13 protein-coding genes are annotated in these 14,734 nt (G+C 44.5%); 4 read left to right on the top strand and 9 right to left on the bottom strand.

The features are described from left to right. The first annotated feature begins 74 nt into the window (after positions 1 to 74). On the top strand, positions 75 to 1,139 hold the full coding sequence (locus tag AC5JP1_RS09985; RefSeq protein WP_493844001.1) for a disulfide isomerase DsbC N-terminal domain-containing protein: 1,065 nt from the start codon (positions 75 to 77) through the stop codon (positions 1,137 to 1,139). Positions 1,140 to 1,337: 198 nt separating this feature from the next. On the opposite strand, the gene AC5JP1_RS09980 is transcribed toward AC5JP1_RS09985, so the two are convergent. Next, positions 1,338 to 1,988, bottom strand: coding sequence for a DUF2939 domain-containing protein (locus AC5JP1_RS09980; protein ID WP_493844000.1), 651 nt, complete (start codon positions 1,986 to 1,988; stop codon positions 1,338 to 1,340). Positions 1,989 to 2,405: 417 nt separating this feature from the next. On the opposite strand from AC5JP1_RS09980, the gene dnaJ reads away from it, so the two are divergent. The 3 genes from dnaJ to AC5JP1_RS09965 all read left to right on the top strand — a co-directional run bounded on the left by dnaJ (position 2,406) and on the right by AC5JP1_RS09965 (position 5,482). Then, positions 2,406 to 3,542, top strand: a complete 1,137-nt coding sequence (gene dnaJ / locus AC5JP1_RS09975; protein WP_319050784.1) for a molecular chaperone DnaJ — start codon at positions 2,406 to 2,408, stop codon at positions 3,540 to 3,542. Positions 3,543 to 3,714: 172 nt separating this feature from the next. Then, a complete protein-coding gene (gene dapB / locus AC5JP1_RS09970; protein WP_493843999.1) occupies positions 3,715 to 4,545 on the top strand; it encodes a 4-hydroxy-tetrahydrodipicolinate reductase in 831 nt (276 codons plus the stop codon). 40 nt (positions 4,546 to 4,585) lie between these two features. After that, complete coding sequence (locus AC5JP1_RS09965; protein WP_493843998.1) at positions 4,586 to 5,482, top strand: hypothetical protein; 897 nt, start codon at positions 4,586 to 4,588, stop codon at positions 5,480 to 5,482. A 97-nt stretch (positions 5,483 to 5,579) separates the two neighbouring features. On the opposite strand, the gene AC5JP1_RS09960 is transcribed toward AC5JP1_RS09965, so the two are convergent. The 8 genes from AC5JP1_RS09960 to erpA all read right to left on the bottom strand — a co-directional run bounded on the left by AC5JP1_RS09960 (position 5,580) and on the right by erpA (position 14,091). Next, entirely contained in the window at positions 5,580 to 6,755 is a 1,176-nt protein-coding gene (locus tag AC5JP1_RS09960; RefSeq protein WP_493844472.1) for a type III PLP-dependent enzyme, read from the bottom strand. Positions 6,756 to 6,868: 113 nt separating this feature from the next. Continuing rightward, complete coding sequence (gene def, locus AC5JP1_RS09955; protein WP_319050781.1) at positions 6,869 to 7,423, bottom strand: peptide deformylase; 555 nt, start codon at positions 7,421 to 7,423, stop codon at positions 6,869 to 6,871. Positions 7,424 to 7,629: 206 nt separating this feature from the next. Continuing rightward, positions 7,630 to 7,884 (bottom strand): GlsB/YeaQ/YmgE family stress response membrane protein, encoded by a 255-nt coding sequence (locus AC5JP1_RS09950; RefSeq protein WP_319050780.1) that lies wholly within the window; start codon positions 7,882 to 7,884, stop codon positions 7,630 to 7,632. A gap of 375 nt (positions 7,885 to 8,259) precedes the next feature. Continuing rightward, complete coding sequence (gene mpl / locus AC5JP1_RS09945) at positions 8,260 to 9,747, bottom strand: UDP-N-acetylmuramate:L-alanyl-gamma-D-glutamyl-meso-diaminopimelate ligase (protein WP_493843997.1); 1,488 nt, start codon at positions 9,745 to 9,747, stop codon at positions 8,260 to 8,262. 309 nt (positions 9,748 to 10,056) lie between these two features. Next, on the bottom strand, positions 10,057 to 10,701 hold the full coding sequence (locus AC5JP1_RS09940; RefSeq protein ID WP_493843996.1) for a copper resistance protein NlpE N-terminal domain-containing protein: 645 nt from the start codon (positions 10,699 to 10,701) through the stop codon (positions 10,057 to 10,059). Positions 10,702 to 11,153: 452 nt separating this feature from the next. After that, a complete protein-coding gene (locus tag AC5JP1_RS09935) occupies positions 11,154 to 11,681 on the bottom strand; it encodes a disulfide bond formation protein B (protein ID WP_493843995.1) in 528 nt (175 codons plus the stop codon). Between the two features lie 96 nt (positions 11,682 to 11,777). After that, positions 11,778 to 13,352, bottom strand: coding sequence for a glutamate--cysteine ligase (gene gshA, locus AC5JP1_RS09930; RefSeq protein ID WP_493843994.1), 1,575 nt, complete (start codon positions 13,350 to 13,352; stop codon positions 11,778 to 11,780). Between the two features lie 358 nt (positions 13,353 to 13,710). After that, positions 13,711 to 14,091: an iron-sulfur cluster insertion protein ErpA gene (gene erpA / locus AC5JP1_RS09925; RefSeq protein ID WP_057757666.1), complete on the bottom strand. Its 381-nt coding sequence runs from the start codon at positions 14,089 to 14,091 to the stop codon at positions 13,711 to 13,713. Positions 14,092 to 14,734 lie beyond the last annotated feature (643 nt).

The following is a 14,734-nucleotide window of genomic DNA, read 5'->3' as shown; positions in this document are numbered from 1 at the left end:
TAAAAATAATTGTTATCGAAAAACTATCATCGTTGAATAACCGTCATTATCAAAAACCAGATAGGAACCCTTCAGTGATATTATCTGTATTAAAACCTGCCAGCCTAATCAGCGTTATATTGCTAGCAACCACGGCCTGCGCTCAGCCAAGCTCAGCGGATGATAGCAGTGCTCAGTTGAATAACAACAGCCAAAGCGCGCAAACAACCAAAACGGTAAGTACGGCTATCGATCAGCGCTTGCGCCAAGTATTGACCCAAGCAGGTATCAAAACGCAAATCACCTCTATCGTGCCCTCTAACTTACCTAATATGTATCAAGTAAACTTGGCAGGGCAGTTGCCGTTGCACATCACTGAAGATAGTCGCTACGTCATACAAGGTGAGCTGCAAAAGAATCCAAGCAAGCGGGTAGTGACCAAAACACCAGCACGTAGCACGAGTGCGCAGGTAGGCAAACCTGTCAGTGCTAGCGTCAAATCTGACATGCTAGCCAATATGGCAGCACTGAAAAACATGAGTGCTAAAACGCCATTCTTTTATACTGCCGTACCGGGCGTGATTTGGGGAGCAACGCTAGAAGGCGTGCCGTTTTTACTATCCGATGATGCACAGTACATTACTGATGGTGAAATATCAGTGATCGAAAACGGTCAATTTATCGGACTCGATGAGAATTTTGAAAAGCGCAAAAATCAGTCTGTATTTGCAACATTGGATAACAGCCAGTTGATTACTTATCCAGCGACTAGCCCTGAGAAAGCCGTTGTCTATGTGGCGGATGATGTGAACTGCCCTTACTGCCGCAGACTGCATCAGCAAGTACCATCGCTCAATGCAAAAGGCGTGACGGTCAATATCATCGGCTATCCAATATATGAAGCATCACCTGAGCAAATGCGGGGTATTTGGTGCCAAGCGGATGAAGACAGTCGTCGTCAAGCATTTGATAGAGCGATGTTACAAGGTCAGATGACACCTGCATCGTCAAGTTGTACCGTCGATCATGTCACGCCCAATCGTGAAAAAGCCGCGGGACTCGCGGTAATGGCAACGCCAGCCATTTACCGTGAAGATGGTGTGCTATATCAAGCGAGTTTTGAAAGCCCTGAGTTCTTGGAGTTTTTGGGCATAGAGTAACGACGTCAGCGTCATACAACATTCATAACTCATGTAGCCCCGCACTTCAAGCAAACAAAAAACCGCCTTATGACGCTATGTATAAGGCGGTTTTTTTGTTTTATATAATAGTAGTTCGAATACTATAGTTTAAGGGCTATAGTTTAAGGGCTATAGTTTGAACGTTGTAGTTTTAAGATCGTTGGCTGTCAAAAATAGTTATGGCAGCACCACATCCACAATTTTCCATCCAATCAAACCTTCACGCTGCATCTCGATAGTAAGTGGATAGCCTTTCACTTGACCACTAACATCGAAGCAATTGATACCGCAATAGCTCAATGTTGGTTTTTCGCTATCATTGCCTTGGGCGGCCTGCTGCTCAAGCTCAGCCGCTTGTTTTTTCATGACTTGCTGCATTTGGCTTTTGACCACAGCATCGACGTCACCACGTTGAATAATTAAGCTTTGAATAAGGTTTTTTAGATCAACCTGATCACTAGCGATGGCCCATGCAGCAGCCAGCTCTTTGGTGGCTGTGTTGGCCTGGCCTTGGGTATTGATGAGTTTCTCGATGTTTTGCGGGGTGATGGCACCGTCGACGGCTTGCGTAATAAAGCCATTTGCCGCTTGGGTAAGTGGCTCACCACCCAGCTCAGCGATCAGCGGGTACTTGGTCAGGGTCGTTGCAAATTGACCAGTCAGCTGGTTTTGAATACTTGGTCGTACCTGCTTATAATCAATAGCCGCTGCGATAGTGGCCCCATCTTTATCATCATAAGCGTTTTTGAGCTGATAGGCGCTGTAATAAGGGGAGCCTGCATAGACGACTACCGCAATGATGATCAGTAAAAAAATCAGCTTTTTCATAAGACTTGGCACCTTGTTGCACGTTGTCGCAAACGTTGTCGCCATAGATATAAATGACGGTAGATATGGCGGTAAATATTAGCACGACTGGACATTACTTCGGTACGAAAAGCTATGTAGCAACCTTAATAAATCGTGTATATCGCGATTTAACAGCGCTAACTATGAATTTGATGGCTTAAGCGCTTGATAAATCAGCAGACCATCTCCATAAATAGCGCAAACTTTTTATAATTGATTTGGCTAAGCGGCCCCACCAAACTTGCTCGTCGCATCCACTTGTTATTAGCCCGTGATATCGTTGTTTCTTATGTTTCACATGAAACCTAATGATGTAATCACGTATGAATAAAGCGCTAATGAGCAACGTTAATCAGTCAACGAGCTGGCGGTACTGCGAAGACGATAGGAGAAACCATGAGTAAACGCGATTTTTATGAAGTATTAGGTGTCAGCAAAACCGCTGATAGCAAGGAAATTAAGCGAGCCTACCGCAAGCTTGCTATGAAATACCATCCAGATCGCAACTCTGATGACCCTGACTCTGATGACAAATTCAAAGAAGCGTCGATGGCTTATGAAGTGCTAAGTGACGAAGAAAAGCGCTCAGCCTATGACCGCATGGGTCACGCTGCTTTTGAGAATGGTATGGGCGGCGGCGGTTTTGGTGGTGCAGGCGGTGGCAACTTCCAAGACATCTTTGGCGATATCTTTGGCAACTTCGGCGATATTTTTGGTCAATCACGTGGTGGCGGCGGTGGACGTTCACGTCGAGGCTCAGACTTACGCTATGTCATTGAGCTGACGTTAGAAGAAGCGGTACGTGGCTGCAAAAAAGAAATCAGCTTTACTGCGCCAGCGCCCTGTGATACCTGTGATGGTAAAGGCGCAAAAAACGCCTCTGATGTCGTGACCTGTCAGATGTGTCATGGTCAAGGTCAAGTGCGTATGCAGCAAGGCTTCTTTGCAGTGCAGCAGGCTTGCCCGCAGTGTGGTGGCTCTGGTAAACAGATCAAAAACCCATGTCCTGACTGTCATGGTAATGGCGTCAAAGACAAATCACGCACACTAGAAGTGTCTATCCCAGCAGGCGTCGATGATGGTGACCGCGTTCGCCTAGCAGGAGAAGGTGAGGCGGGCGGTGCAGGTGTACAGAACGGTGACTTGTATGTCGAAGTACGTGTCAAACAACACAATGTCTTTACCCGCCAAGGCGCTGACCTATACATGGACGTACCTGTTAGCATCACCGATGCAGCATTAGGTAAAGAAGTTGAAATCCCAACCTTAGACGGCAAAGTAAAGATCAAAGTCGCAGAAGGTACACAAAGTGGCAAATTGCTGCGTGTACGCGGCAAAGGCGTGACGCCAGTACGCACCACAATGAAAGGTGATTTGATCTGCCGCGTTGTCATCGAGACACCTGTCAACTTGACACGTGAGCAAAAAGATCTGTTACGTCAATTCCAAGATACTTTGGATGATGACAGCAAACATCAGCAGTCACCACACAAAAAATCATTCTTTAAAAAAATCGGCGATTTATTCGATTAAAAAATAGTCTAACTAAGTAGCTAGTACTAAACTAAGCCTAAAGGTTTCACATGAAACCTTTAGGCTTTTTCTTGTGCTGATAAAAAACCACTCAGGTAATGATATTTGCTAAACTTACGATAAATGATATTCACAATAATCCCAGTAAATATAAAGTATTTAAGGTAGAGAGATGAGTCAACAAACAAATGAGCAAGCCATCAAAGTTGGTGTGATCGGTGCAGGTGGTCGTATGGGCCGCATGCTTATCGAAGCCGTACAGAACAATTCAAAAACTATGCTTAATGCCGCGATTGAGCGCCAAGGATCTAGTCTCGTAGGTGCTGATGCAGGAGAGGTTGCTGCTATCGGATGTTTAGAGGTACAGATTGTTGATAACCTAGAGACTGTGATTAACGACATCGATGTGCTGATTGATTTTAGTCTGCCTGATGCGACCGAGCAAAATATGCAAGTCTGTGCTGAGCACAAGGTGGCAATGGTTATCGGTACGACTGGGTTCAATGAAGCCCAAGAGCAAGTACTAGCAAAAGCAAGCGAAGCAATCGCCATCGTGTATGCTGGCAACTATTCGACGGGCGTAAATTTATCATTAAAACTACTTGGCATGGCCGCAAAGGCATTTGGTGCTGATGCTGATGTAGAAATCATCGAAGCACATCATAAGCATAAGATTGATGCGCCATCTGGGACAGCCTATATGATGGCAGAGGCTGTCGCCGACGCCCGCGGACAAAATCTAAAAGACGTCGCTATCTATGGCCGCGAAGGACAAACGGGCGAGCGCGAAACAGGAACCATCGGTATACATGCCGTACGCGGCGGCGAGATCGTGGGCGACCATACTGTGATGTTTATCGCAGATGGTGAGGTGGTTGAGATCACTCATCGCGCACGAGAGCGCATGACGTTTGCCGCGGGTGCCGTCCGCGCCGCAACATGGGTGACTGAGCAAGCAGTTGGGCAATACAATATGCAAGATGTATTGGGTCTAAATGAGTAGCCGCGATCACTGAGGATTTAAAGAAACAAGGAGAATGCCTGTGAGTAATATCAGACGCTATACAACGTATAAGCTGGTCAGTGCGATTTCTATAGCCAATATTGCTCGCAGTGCATGTCTTCCTGTATTTGCACTCAGTTTAGCTGTCCTACCTATTGCAGTACAAGCCAATAATATTCAAACTTATGTGATTGATACTTATGGTGGCGAGGCACTATTGACCCCTGTTAGACAACAATTGAATAGCACCGCTGATGGTGGTACGGCAAGTGTGTATCAGGACAAGCTAATACTGAGAACCACTTCTCGCAATTATCAAATGATACAGCAGCTACTCGTGCAGATTGATCGTCAGCCACAAGCGCTCACCGTTGCGGTACGTGTTGGGAATATTCAGGACAGTCAGAGTAGCACTCAGCAGGGTCAGGTCATCATAACCAATCGCGGTATCCAAGGGTCAGGGATTATCAACCAGCGTAGCAGTCAGCAGCAGAGCAATAATCTATACCAAGTACAAACGCTATCTGGCAGCGCGGCCAGTATCAGTACAGGCACGCTCTACTCACTCTACAATACTAATATTTATTCAAGCTATACTCGACCCTCAAGACAAATCATTATCCAGAATCAAGTATTGCTACCGACTAGCAGAGGCATCGCTGTCTTACCAAGGCTACTGTCAAACGGACAGGTTGAGGTCACACTATCTCAAGTTGAAGAAACATTAGCTAAAAACGGAGTTGCACAATCCCATTCGCCTTATCGTCAACATAGTTATGGCAATAACATGGTCAATAGTCAAAGATTGAATAGTACGCTCATTGTGCCACGTGGACAGTGGGTGACGATTGGTCAAATCTCACAAACCTCAATCAGTAGCGGTAGTCGAACGACTAGTAGCAACAATAACGCACCGATTGCTTTATTTGTTCAATAGCTTCTAAATCAAACAGCCAAACACAAAAAAAGCGCGGTGCTGTGATTGATCTATAATCAATAGCGCCGCGCTTTTTTATGGACAACAGGTTTGAAGGCTAGTCAATATAAACCACTTCTAGCGGCGGGAAACCGTTGAACTCTACCGATGAGTAAGAGTTGGTATAAGCACCAGTAGTGAGCCAGTAGATTTTGTCACCAATCTCAAGCTCTTGAGGCAGCTGATAGCCAGCTTCTTCGTACATAATGTCGGTTGAGTCACAGGTCGGACCTGCCAGTACGACGGTACCTTCGCTGGTTGAAGTTTCCATCTTAGGCGTATAGACAGGATACTTGATGGCTTCACCTAGCGTTTCGATCAAACCTTGGAATAGACCGACATCCGTGTATACCCAGCGGGTCAAATCGGTATCTGATTTACGCGAGATAAGCACGACATCACTGACCAGCACACCTGAGCCACCGACCAATGAACGACCTGGCTCCAAGATGATTTCAGGCATCTCTTCAGCGTTGTAGTCATCGGTTAAGTAACTGGTAATCTCTTCGGCATAAACCTTGATCGGGTTGACTTCACTGATATAGTTGGTTGGGAAACCGCCGCCCAGATTGATCATCTGTAGCTTGATGTCTTCTTCGTTTTTCATCCAATCAAACATATATTTGACCTTGGCCAATGCATCATCCCATGCAGCCACGTCTTTTTGTTGACTACCCACATGGAATGAGATGCCATATGGTACCAAACCCAGCTCGCGCGCTTGAACCAACAAATCAATGGCCATATTAGGGTGACAGCCAAACTTGCGCGATAGTGGCCACTCTGCGGTCTCTGAACCCTGAACCAAAATACGAACAAACACTCTAGAGCCTGGGGCATGTGTGGCAATATTTTTGAGATCAGCTTCTGAGTCGGTGGCGTATAGATCGATACCCTTTTCAAAAGCATATTTGACGTGTTCGGCTTTTTTGATGGTATTACCGTAAGAGATGCGAGAAGGCTCAACACCGCAGTCTAGCACTCGATCAAGCTCATAGATTGACGCGCAGTCAAAGTTTGAACCAAGCTTTGCTAATAAGTTGATGACTTCTACCGCAGGGCTGGCTTTCATTGCATAGTGCAATTTGGCAGTCGGAAATAGACTGACCATTTCGTGGTACTTTGTTTCTATGCGACTAAGGTCTACCACTAGAAATGGGGTCTCACGACCTTCGGCAGCTTTGGTAAATTTCTGCCAGCTGGCAGGTTCAAAATATTGGTCGATTTTGATCATTGTCATAGTAATAAACCTTTAGTAAAAACAATACCCAACAAAAAACGTCGCCACACCGTGAATGTTATAGAGTCACAGTTACGTTAGGCGAGACGATATTAAGGATAAGAAATTTAAGAGTTGAGGGTTTGTGCTTGCTTGTCAGCCGCCTGAGCTTCTTGTTTTTCACGTATTTTGACGACTTTACGAACTTTATCACGCGCACGAGTTTGCTTTAGACGAGAGAGGTAATCGACGAATATCACACCATTTAGATGATCCATTTCATGCTGGATACAGACAGCAAGTAAGCCTTCTACTTCCTCGTCAATGACGTTACCCTCACCATCCAAAGCCTCGATGCGTACCTTGGTAGGACGTTCTACTTTGTCATAGACGTCGGGCACAGATAGGCAGCCTTCTTCATAGGGTTTTTTGTCATCTACCAAGGGCGTGACTTTTGGATTGATAAATACTCTAGGAGCAGTTTTGTCTTCAGACAAGTCCATGACGATAAGCTGAATGTGACGATCGACTTGGCTAGCAGCAAGGCCGATACCTTGAGCATCATACATCGTCTCGATCATGTCAGCGATTAAGGTTTTGATTTCAGCTGTCACTTCCTTGACAGGTTTGGCAATCGTGCGCAAACGCGGGTCTGGGTAACTTAAGATAGGGAGTAGTGCCATAACGCTCACCTCAATGATAGGGACAAAATAGGGTTGATATTATAAGATAAATGGGGACAAAAGTAATGCTTATCAATACTTTCCCGTTCATATTAGGTTCTATGAGTCTATAGAATAGAGAGGTTGATGTTTGGTGATACAAAAAAACCTCGCTTATTGCGAGGCTTCTTGAAGTGTTTCGTGTGACTGTTAACTATGTGCAGCAATTATGCACGGCGTTTATTTACAATCATTTCATACAAGAATAGCAAGATAATGGCACCGATTACTGAGAAGATAAGACCAGTAAAGCCGCCATCCGCATTAATACCAATCAAGCCTGCAATGAAACCACCTAGCATAGCACCGACGATACCTAATACAATCGTCATGATCCAACCCATAGGATCGCTACCTGGCTTGATAGCACGTGCCAATAAACCTGCGACTAGACCTACGATAATCATCCAAATAAAGCTCATGTTATTCTCCTAAATTATTAATATTTATAATATGTCGTTAATTAGATGACTCCATTGTAAACAGTCCTCAAACACAAAAGTAAGCACGAAATGTTACCTGTGTAGGGGCTATGTGAGAAAAAAGTCTGATTTGCTATTACGTACGGGTAATAAGTAAACGAAAGGTTACAAAGGTAGCCGTGGTGCTAACAGAAAGAAATAATGGCAGGTTACGAGAGAGAAGTGTGTTCAGAAAAGCTTACTTAGAAGCAATTTGTTTAGAAAAGCTCATATAAGTGAACCGGAATAATGAAACCGGAACAAAAAAGCGCAGCTCGTCTGCTAAACGGCTGCGCTTTCCATAATAAATACGGGGTCTAATCTTTGGGTAATCGTCTAGTCATTACGCAGTGCAGTGAGCAGACGTTGATGAATACCTTCAAAACCACCATTAGACATAACGACAATGGCATCGCCTGCCTGAGCATGGGTAGTGATATGTTCGATAATGGTATCGATACTAGACATCACTTGCTGGTTACCGATAGAGTCACTTGCAGTATAGGCGTGTTCGATGACTTCTTTTAGACCCCATTCTAGTCCCGCAGGCTCGTACCATATCGTATAGTCAGCGAGAGCAGCTGACTCGGCCAAGCTGTCTTGGTGAATACCCATTTTCATCGTATTACTACGCGGTTCGATAATCGCCCAAAGTCGTCTGTCAGCCAGTTTCTTTTTGGCGCCGTCCAAGGTCATCGTAATGGCAGTTGGGTGATGGGCGAAGTCATCAAAAACGAGAATATCGTTTACATCACCGATCAGCTCCATCCGGCGTTTGATACCAGCAAAGGCCGATAATGCAGCGCAAGAAGTAGAAACGCTCACGCCAACGTTGTAGGCTGCTGCAATAGCAACCAAGGCATTGTTGACGTTATGAATACCGCTCATCGACCAATTTACGATAGCAGTTGCTTCTTTGTCAGCTGCAAAGCTCACTTGGAACTGACTGCCATCCTCGCGAATAAGCTCAGCTTGCCATTCGCTATTGTTTTTTAGGGTATCGTCAGTGCTTGAAATGGACGTAGTAGAGTCGATAACCGCTGTACGCCAGATAGGCGTCCAGACCCCTTTTGCTAAAGTGTCCTCTAAACTGATAGTCGCGGCAGGCATGATGATTTTACCTGTGCTTGGAATCATGCGTACCATGTGGTGAAACTGAGTCTGAATGGCATCAAGGTCTGCAAAAATATCAGCATGATCAAACTCTAGGTTGTTCAAGATAGCGGTACGCGGGCGGTAATGGACGAACTTTGAACGTTTATCAAAAAACGCAGAGTCATACTCGTCGGCTTCAATAACAAAATAGCCAGAAGGAGCGGTAGTGTCATCGTTTGTTGTTTCTGCGCCTAGATAGCTACTGTGCGCAAACACCTTCTGCAAGTGCTCATCAGTCGTATCGACCAGTGGCACACCGCCGATCAAAAACCCTGCATCGATACTAGCATAATGCAGTATCCAAGCGAGCATAGTGGTCGTGGTGGTTTTGCCATGAGTACCGGCGACGGCTATCACATGACGGGACTGCAACACTTGCTCAGACAAAAACTGTGGACCTGAGGTATAGCGCAGACCACTATCTAGCATGTACTCGATCACATCCATACCACGTTTCATTGCATTACCAACAACGACTAAGTCTGGCGCTGGTTGCAGATGCTCTACGAGATAACCTTCTTCGATAATGACGCCAGCATTTTCAAGTTGGGTAGACATAGGCGGGTATACATTGGCATCTGAACCAGTAACGGTATGCCCAAGTTCACGCGCTAATAACGCTAGCGAGCCCATAAAAGTACCACAAATACCAAGGATATGAATATGCATAGACGTTCCGTACGAGCTAGAATAAAGGAGGTAAACAGCTAATGAATGATAAGGTTTGGTGTGCTTAGTCGCTATCAGCAAGGATTAGTGCTTTGATCAGGCGTTGCCACTATAGCAGTGTGGCAGATCAGCAATCATTGTAAAGTAAACGCTGTTCGATGACCAACAAAAAACGCCCAACAAGCAGGCGTTATGTGGCTGACAAAATATGACTCGTTCAAAACGATGTTGAATACAGCTTATCTATTTAGAAAGATAGGTTGTTGATACTGAGTTCATTGATGACTTCTTCCATATCTTCGTTGATGATTATTTACGTGACAACATATAGTCGTTATTGAGATTCTTTTGCTCATCTATCAAAATTAAATGGTTGTCTTGGATGTGATAGGACTCGATGTTCTTGTCTTCGTATACGATGGTGATTTTGTCATTGTCTTGACGATAAACGCCAGATTCAAGTAAAGGTTGTCTCGGCTGTTCTGAATTGTGATAGGTACTGGCTTTCAATACAGAACCGTCAGCAAATAAGTTTAATGTGACATCAATACTGTCGCAGTCTGCGCAAGGCACCATACCGCCATAATCGCCCATTAGTGTTGCTTGCAGCGTACTGCTATTCGATTTTGAATAAGGTACCGATGGTTTGGTTTTTGCATCATTATTTGATTGGGCAGCAGCAATAAGCGATTGCCCTTCGGTAGACTCGCTCAAGTGACTATTGGCATCTGATAGGGAGGTGCCGTCACTCTCTTCTGGCTCGTTTTGCGGTTCAGTCGTATCTGATGTATTGACAGAGCCAATTTTGGTCATCATGTCTTGGTCAGCATTAGATGAAGCGCTATCACAACTGGCCAACAACGCACACAGCGGTATCGCCAATAAAGGTAGACGCCAGCGTTTGATAACAGTAAGTGTAGTAGAGCGAACGGGTGCAAGAAATATCATGGTCATACCAAAAACAGTTTCTAGATAGTGTTTCTAAAAAATCACCCCTACTATCGAAACTCCAAACCATTGACAATATAATGCCGTTGTCGAAACTAATCGACATTGGGGAATATAAGTTTAACGATAATATAAACTTAGGAACTTGAGAACGTCATCTGCTCATCGAGATACAGACAGCCTGTCGTTCTAAAGCAATTGAGCTATAGGGGCTAACGACTAATGGAATAAGCTGTATAAAGATATCAAAGGGTTAGGAATATCTCTGTAGACTTTTTGTTGTGCTTATTATATGTGCTAGATAAAAGAAGCAGTTTTGCGTCTGTCGATCGCACTAATAGAGCTAATAAGAGATATTTAACAATGACATAAGTTAAAACAGACATTGCATAACAAGGTATGAATGTCTGTTTAGAAAAAACATTAGCTATAAAGTAGTAGAGTGCTTTGATGAATTACTAAGCGATACGAGCGTTATGGGTAGGTCGTACGATACGCCATAGGATCAACCCGTGTACCACTAGGAGTACACTAAACAAAATCAAGGACTGCTCAGGAATACTCAACCCCATAAATGTCCAATCGACAGAGGCGCATTCACCAGAGCCTGCAAACACCTCTTTGAATACTTGCAAGATAGGCAGGGTATCAAGCCAATAGTCCAAACCCGGACCACATGAAGGAACTTGGTCGGCAGGCAAATGTTGTAACCATACATGGCGCGCGGCAACAGCCGCCGCCCAGCCAATACCTGCCAAGCTACCAAGCCATAACAGTAGCCTGACAACTTTAGACTTGGGATTGAACAACGCTGATAGTAAGGCAAAACCGCCCATGACCATCAGACCAATACGTTGAAAAATACAGAGTGGACAAGGGGATAGTCCAAGATGCCGCTGCAAGTAAAACAGCGCAAAACTCATGCCTGTTATGGCCATTATCACCAAAAATACTTGCAAGTTACGGTAAGTGGTCAGGTGTCGCATAGTGCGTTACTCTTATATAGTCATCTGCAATAGATGTTGGATAGCAGTCAGAACCTAGTAATCAGAACTCAGTCATAAAGACTCAGTAATCAAAACTTAGCGATACTGCTGCAAAAATTCCATAAAGTCTTCTGTTTCAGACTTTTCAATATCAGCTTGTTGTAGAACAGATTTTTCTGCCAATACTTCATACTTTGCTTGGGTATTCGGACTGAGTGTTTGTTGCAACAGAGAGTCACGGTGCTGCTGAGCCAAAGTAAAGCCAAGCTGCCATAGGCTACCCAAACGTTTGCTATCTGAGTTTACTTGCGCAGATATGGTCGACTCAGAGTGTCCTGCCTTGCCTTGCATCAATGCTACTGCTGCGCGGTAGTCATTACCACCATAGTGAGCATCTAACAATGCGGCAAGGGGCTGCATACGCTCCAAATGCGTGAGCATCCAACGCTCTAGTGACTGCTCTTGACCGTTATTGATAATGTGTAAATCATCGCGGCGACCTTCATTGACCACACGCTCAAGATTGATAGCGAGTGTCTCTTCTTCTTCAGGAAGCAAGTCTGGCGACTCACTGAATAGACAGTAGAGCGCCATCACTTCTAAGAAGCAAGCACTGGATAGACGGATACCGACATCGCTATAAGGATCAAGGTCAATCGCACGAAACTCAACATAAGCGATACCGCGACGTTCAAGCGCTTCGGTCGGTGTCTCACCACTCATCGCAATCTGTTTAGGACGAATAGGGCTGTAATATTCGTTTTCTATCTGGAGGATATGATTATTGATTTGGACAGGGTTACCGTCGGCGTCTTCTAAACCAAGTTTAGAAAAGCTGTCATGCGGCGTTTGAATCGCACGGCGTAGCCCAGCGACATACTCTGGCAGATAGTTATAACGAATATCTAGCTGTTCTTGCACGCTATTGGTGTAGCCAAGCTTGCCCATACGTAGGCTCGTCGCAGCAGGCTTATAGTAGGTTGAGTCATTGAGCAACTCAAGATCATGCTCACGCCCTGCCACAAAACAAGGGCACACGCTTGGGCTGGCGCCCAATAAATATAGCACAAGGCTGGTTAAGCGCTTGAAGTTACGAATGAGCCCCAAGTATTTTTCGTTTTTGAATTCTGTCAGCGTTTGAGATTGTGCCGCTGGTGTCTGTGCTTGCCAGGTTTCAAAGAGCGTATCACCAAAAGATAAGTTGTAATGTAGACCTGCGATGGTCTGCATGCGGCGACCATAACGAATACCCAAACCACTACGGTATAAGGTTTTTAGCTTACCTGTGTTAGAGCTGCCATAATCAGCCAATGGAATATCTTCATCTTTCGATGACAACATACATGGCATAGACAAAGGCCACATCAGCTCACCTTCAGGCATACCCTGATACACCAACACGTGCAGCTGGCGCAACATGTTGAGGGTCTCTTTTGGGGAGGTTTTTGGTTCGGTGATGAGCTCGAGTAGGCTCTCTGAGTAGTCAGTAGTAATAAAAGGATGGGTCAGTTTTGATCCCAATTTGGCTGGATGCGGTGTCTGTGCCAAAAAACCATCAGGCTTTACGCGCAGTCCTTCTTTTTCGATACCACGAAGCATACCCGTCAGATGCTGGCTATCGAACCAGTTAGGAATGTCAAAGTTAACAAAGCTACTCGTAAAATTACTCATAATAGTCATCTATTGTTATTTATTATGGTGGATCAAAACACGATAGGCGTTTGTCCATAAAATAGGTAAATGTTAGGTCAATAATCCCGTCAGTTTAGCTCAAAGCCGTATTGAAAACCACGGACAATTACAAATACGATAAGCTTTAGGAAGGATGATTTGACAAAGTTTTTCTCGGTATTTAGAGTCAAATTAGCTAGTATTCATGCTAGCCAGTTTTATTAGATAGACTTAAGAGTGATAAAAAAAGCACCTACCGTGTAGATAGATGCTTTGACCGTTATGCTCTAAATCATCCAATCTCGTTTTGGCGCGCCCATTAAGTATCTTAGGTCATAGTGCCAAAACGATAGACCATTTAAATAGAGAATGACGAGCCGCAGCCGCAAGTGGTGGTTGCATTTGGGTTGGTCACCACAAAACGAGCACCTTCTAGTCCTTCGGTATAATCAACGGTCGAGCCTTGCAAGTACTGATAGCTTAGTGAGTCGACGACCAAGGTCACATCACCGTTATCAAAATTGGCATCGTCTTCGTTGAGATCATTGGCAAAGTTGAATCCATAGGAAAAACCAGAGCAACCGCCACCAGTCACATAAACGCGTAGCATCAGATCGCTATCACCTTCTTCTTCACGCAGGCGGCGTACTTTTTGGGCAGCACTATCGGTGAGACTCAATACGGTTGGGTCTACTGGCTGGCTCGAGCTTGGGCTAAATTGGTTGGCTGATTCGTTCATATCTACCTCAGTTGCTAGGATCAAATGCGGTCGTCGTCCTGTTTGGGTTTGCAATAAAACGATTGCAAAAAAAGATACGCACGGCGTTTGATTTAATTGGGTGCTGTCGTTATGTCAAAATTAGTAATGCATTATAAGCCGCTTTAAAATGATATTTGCACTACCACAATGCGTTATAGATGCTAGGCGCTTATTTTTTAGCAGTATATCATAATGGGGGTGCTGATTCGTTTGTCAAGAGTGACACGATTCACTGTGTGCTAACCATGCCATTGATGACAATAGATAATGGGTTAATATCTTGATATTGTCTGCGCTATCTTCCTTGTTAGGCTTCCATTTATCGTGTCTTTATCGTTGTCTTTAGAGTGAAGACACGCTCTAGTATAAAGCACTATTAGACAGTACTAGAATGTATAACGCTTACTAGGCAGTATTGATACTCGCTGTCTATACATAGGCGCATTGTGATCATAACCTTTATAATAGTTATCTTTAAATTGCTAATCGGTATTTGAGCGCGCAATAGCCGACTATCGATCCTCAAGCTATTATCATAATAAACACTTAGTTTTGAAATAGTTATTTAATTGTTTGCCTATGTGGCAAGCGTTTGAAATAATAGCCGCCAGTTGGCATACCC

The sequence above is a fragment of the Psychrobacter sp. H29 genome (assembly GCF_059073055.1).
The sequence above is the reverse complement of the archived record's forward strand: the minus strand, read 5'-3'. Positions and strand labels throughout refer to the sequence as shown.

Coding starts and splice junctions, on each gene's coding strand:
- gshA (WP_493843994.1), bottom strand. CDS start 13,352: ATGAGTAATTTTACGAGTAGCTTTGTTAACTTTGACATTCCTAACTGG.
- AC5JP1_RS09980 (WP_493844000.1), bottom strand. CDS start 1,988: ATGAAAAAGCTGATTTTTTTACTGATCATCATTGCGGTAGTCGTCTAT.
- AC5JP1_RS09960 (WP_493844472.1), bottom strand. CDS start 6,755: ATGATCAAAATCGACCAATATTTTGAACCTGCCAGCTGGCAGAAATTT.
- AC5JP1_RS09950 (WP_319050780.1), bottom strand. CDS start 7,884: ATGAGCTTTATTTGGATGATTATCGTAGGTCTAGTCGCAGGTTTATTG.
- AC5JP1_RS09935 (WP_493843995.1), bottom strand. CDS start 11,681: ATGCGACACCTGACCACTTACCGTAACTTGCAAGTATTTTTGGTGATA.
- mpl (WP_493843997.1), bottom strand. CDS start 9,747: ATGCATATTCATATCCTTGGTATTTGTGGTACTTTTATGGGCTCGCTA.
- dnaJ (WP_319050784.1), top strand. CDS start 2,406: ATGAGTAAACGCGATTTTTATGAAGTATTAGGTGTCAGCAAAACCGCT.
- dapB (WP_493843999.1), top strand. CDS start 3,715: ATGAGTCAACAAACAAATGAGCAAGCCATCAAAGTTGGTGTGATCGGT.
- def (WP_319050781.1), bottom strand. CDS start 7,423: ATGGCACTACTCCCTATCTTAAGTTACCCAGACCCGCGTTTGCGCACG.
- AC5JP1_RS09940 (WP_493843996.1), bottom strand. CDS start 10,701: ATGACCATGATATTTCTTGCACCCGTTCGCTCTACTACACTTACTGTT.
- erpA (WP_057757666.1), bottom strand. CDS start 14,091: ATGAACGAATCAGCCAACCAATTTAGCCCAAGCTCGAGCCAGCCAGTA.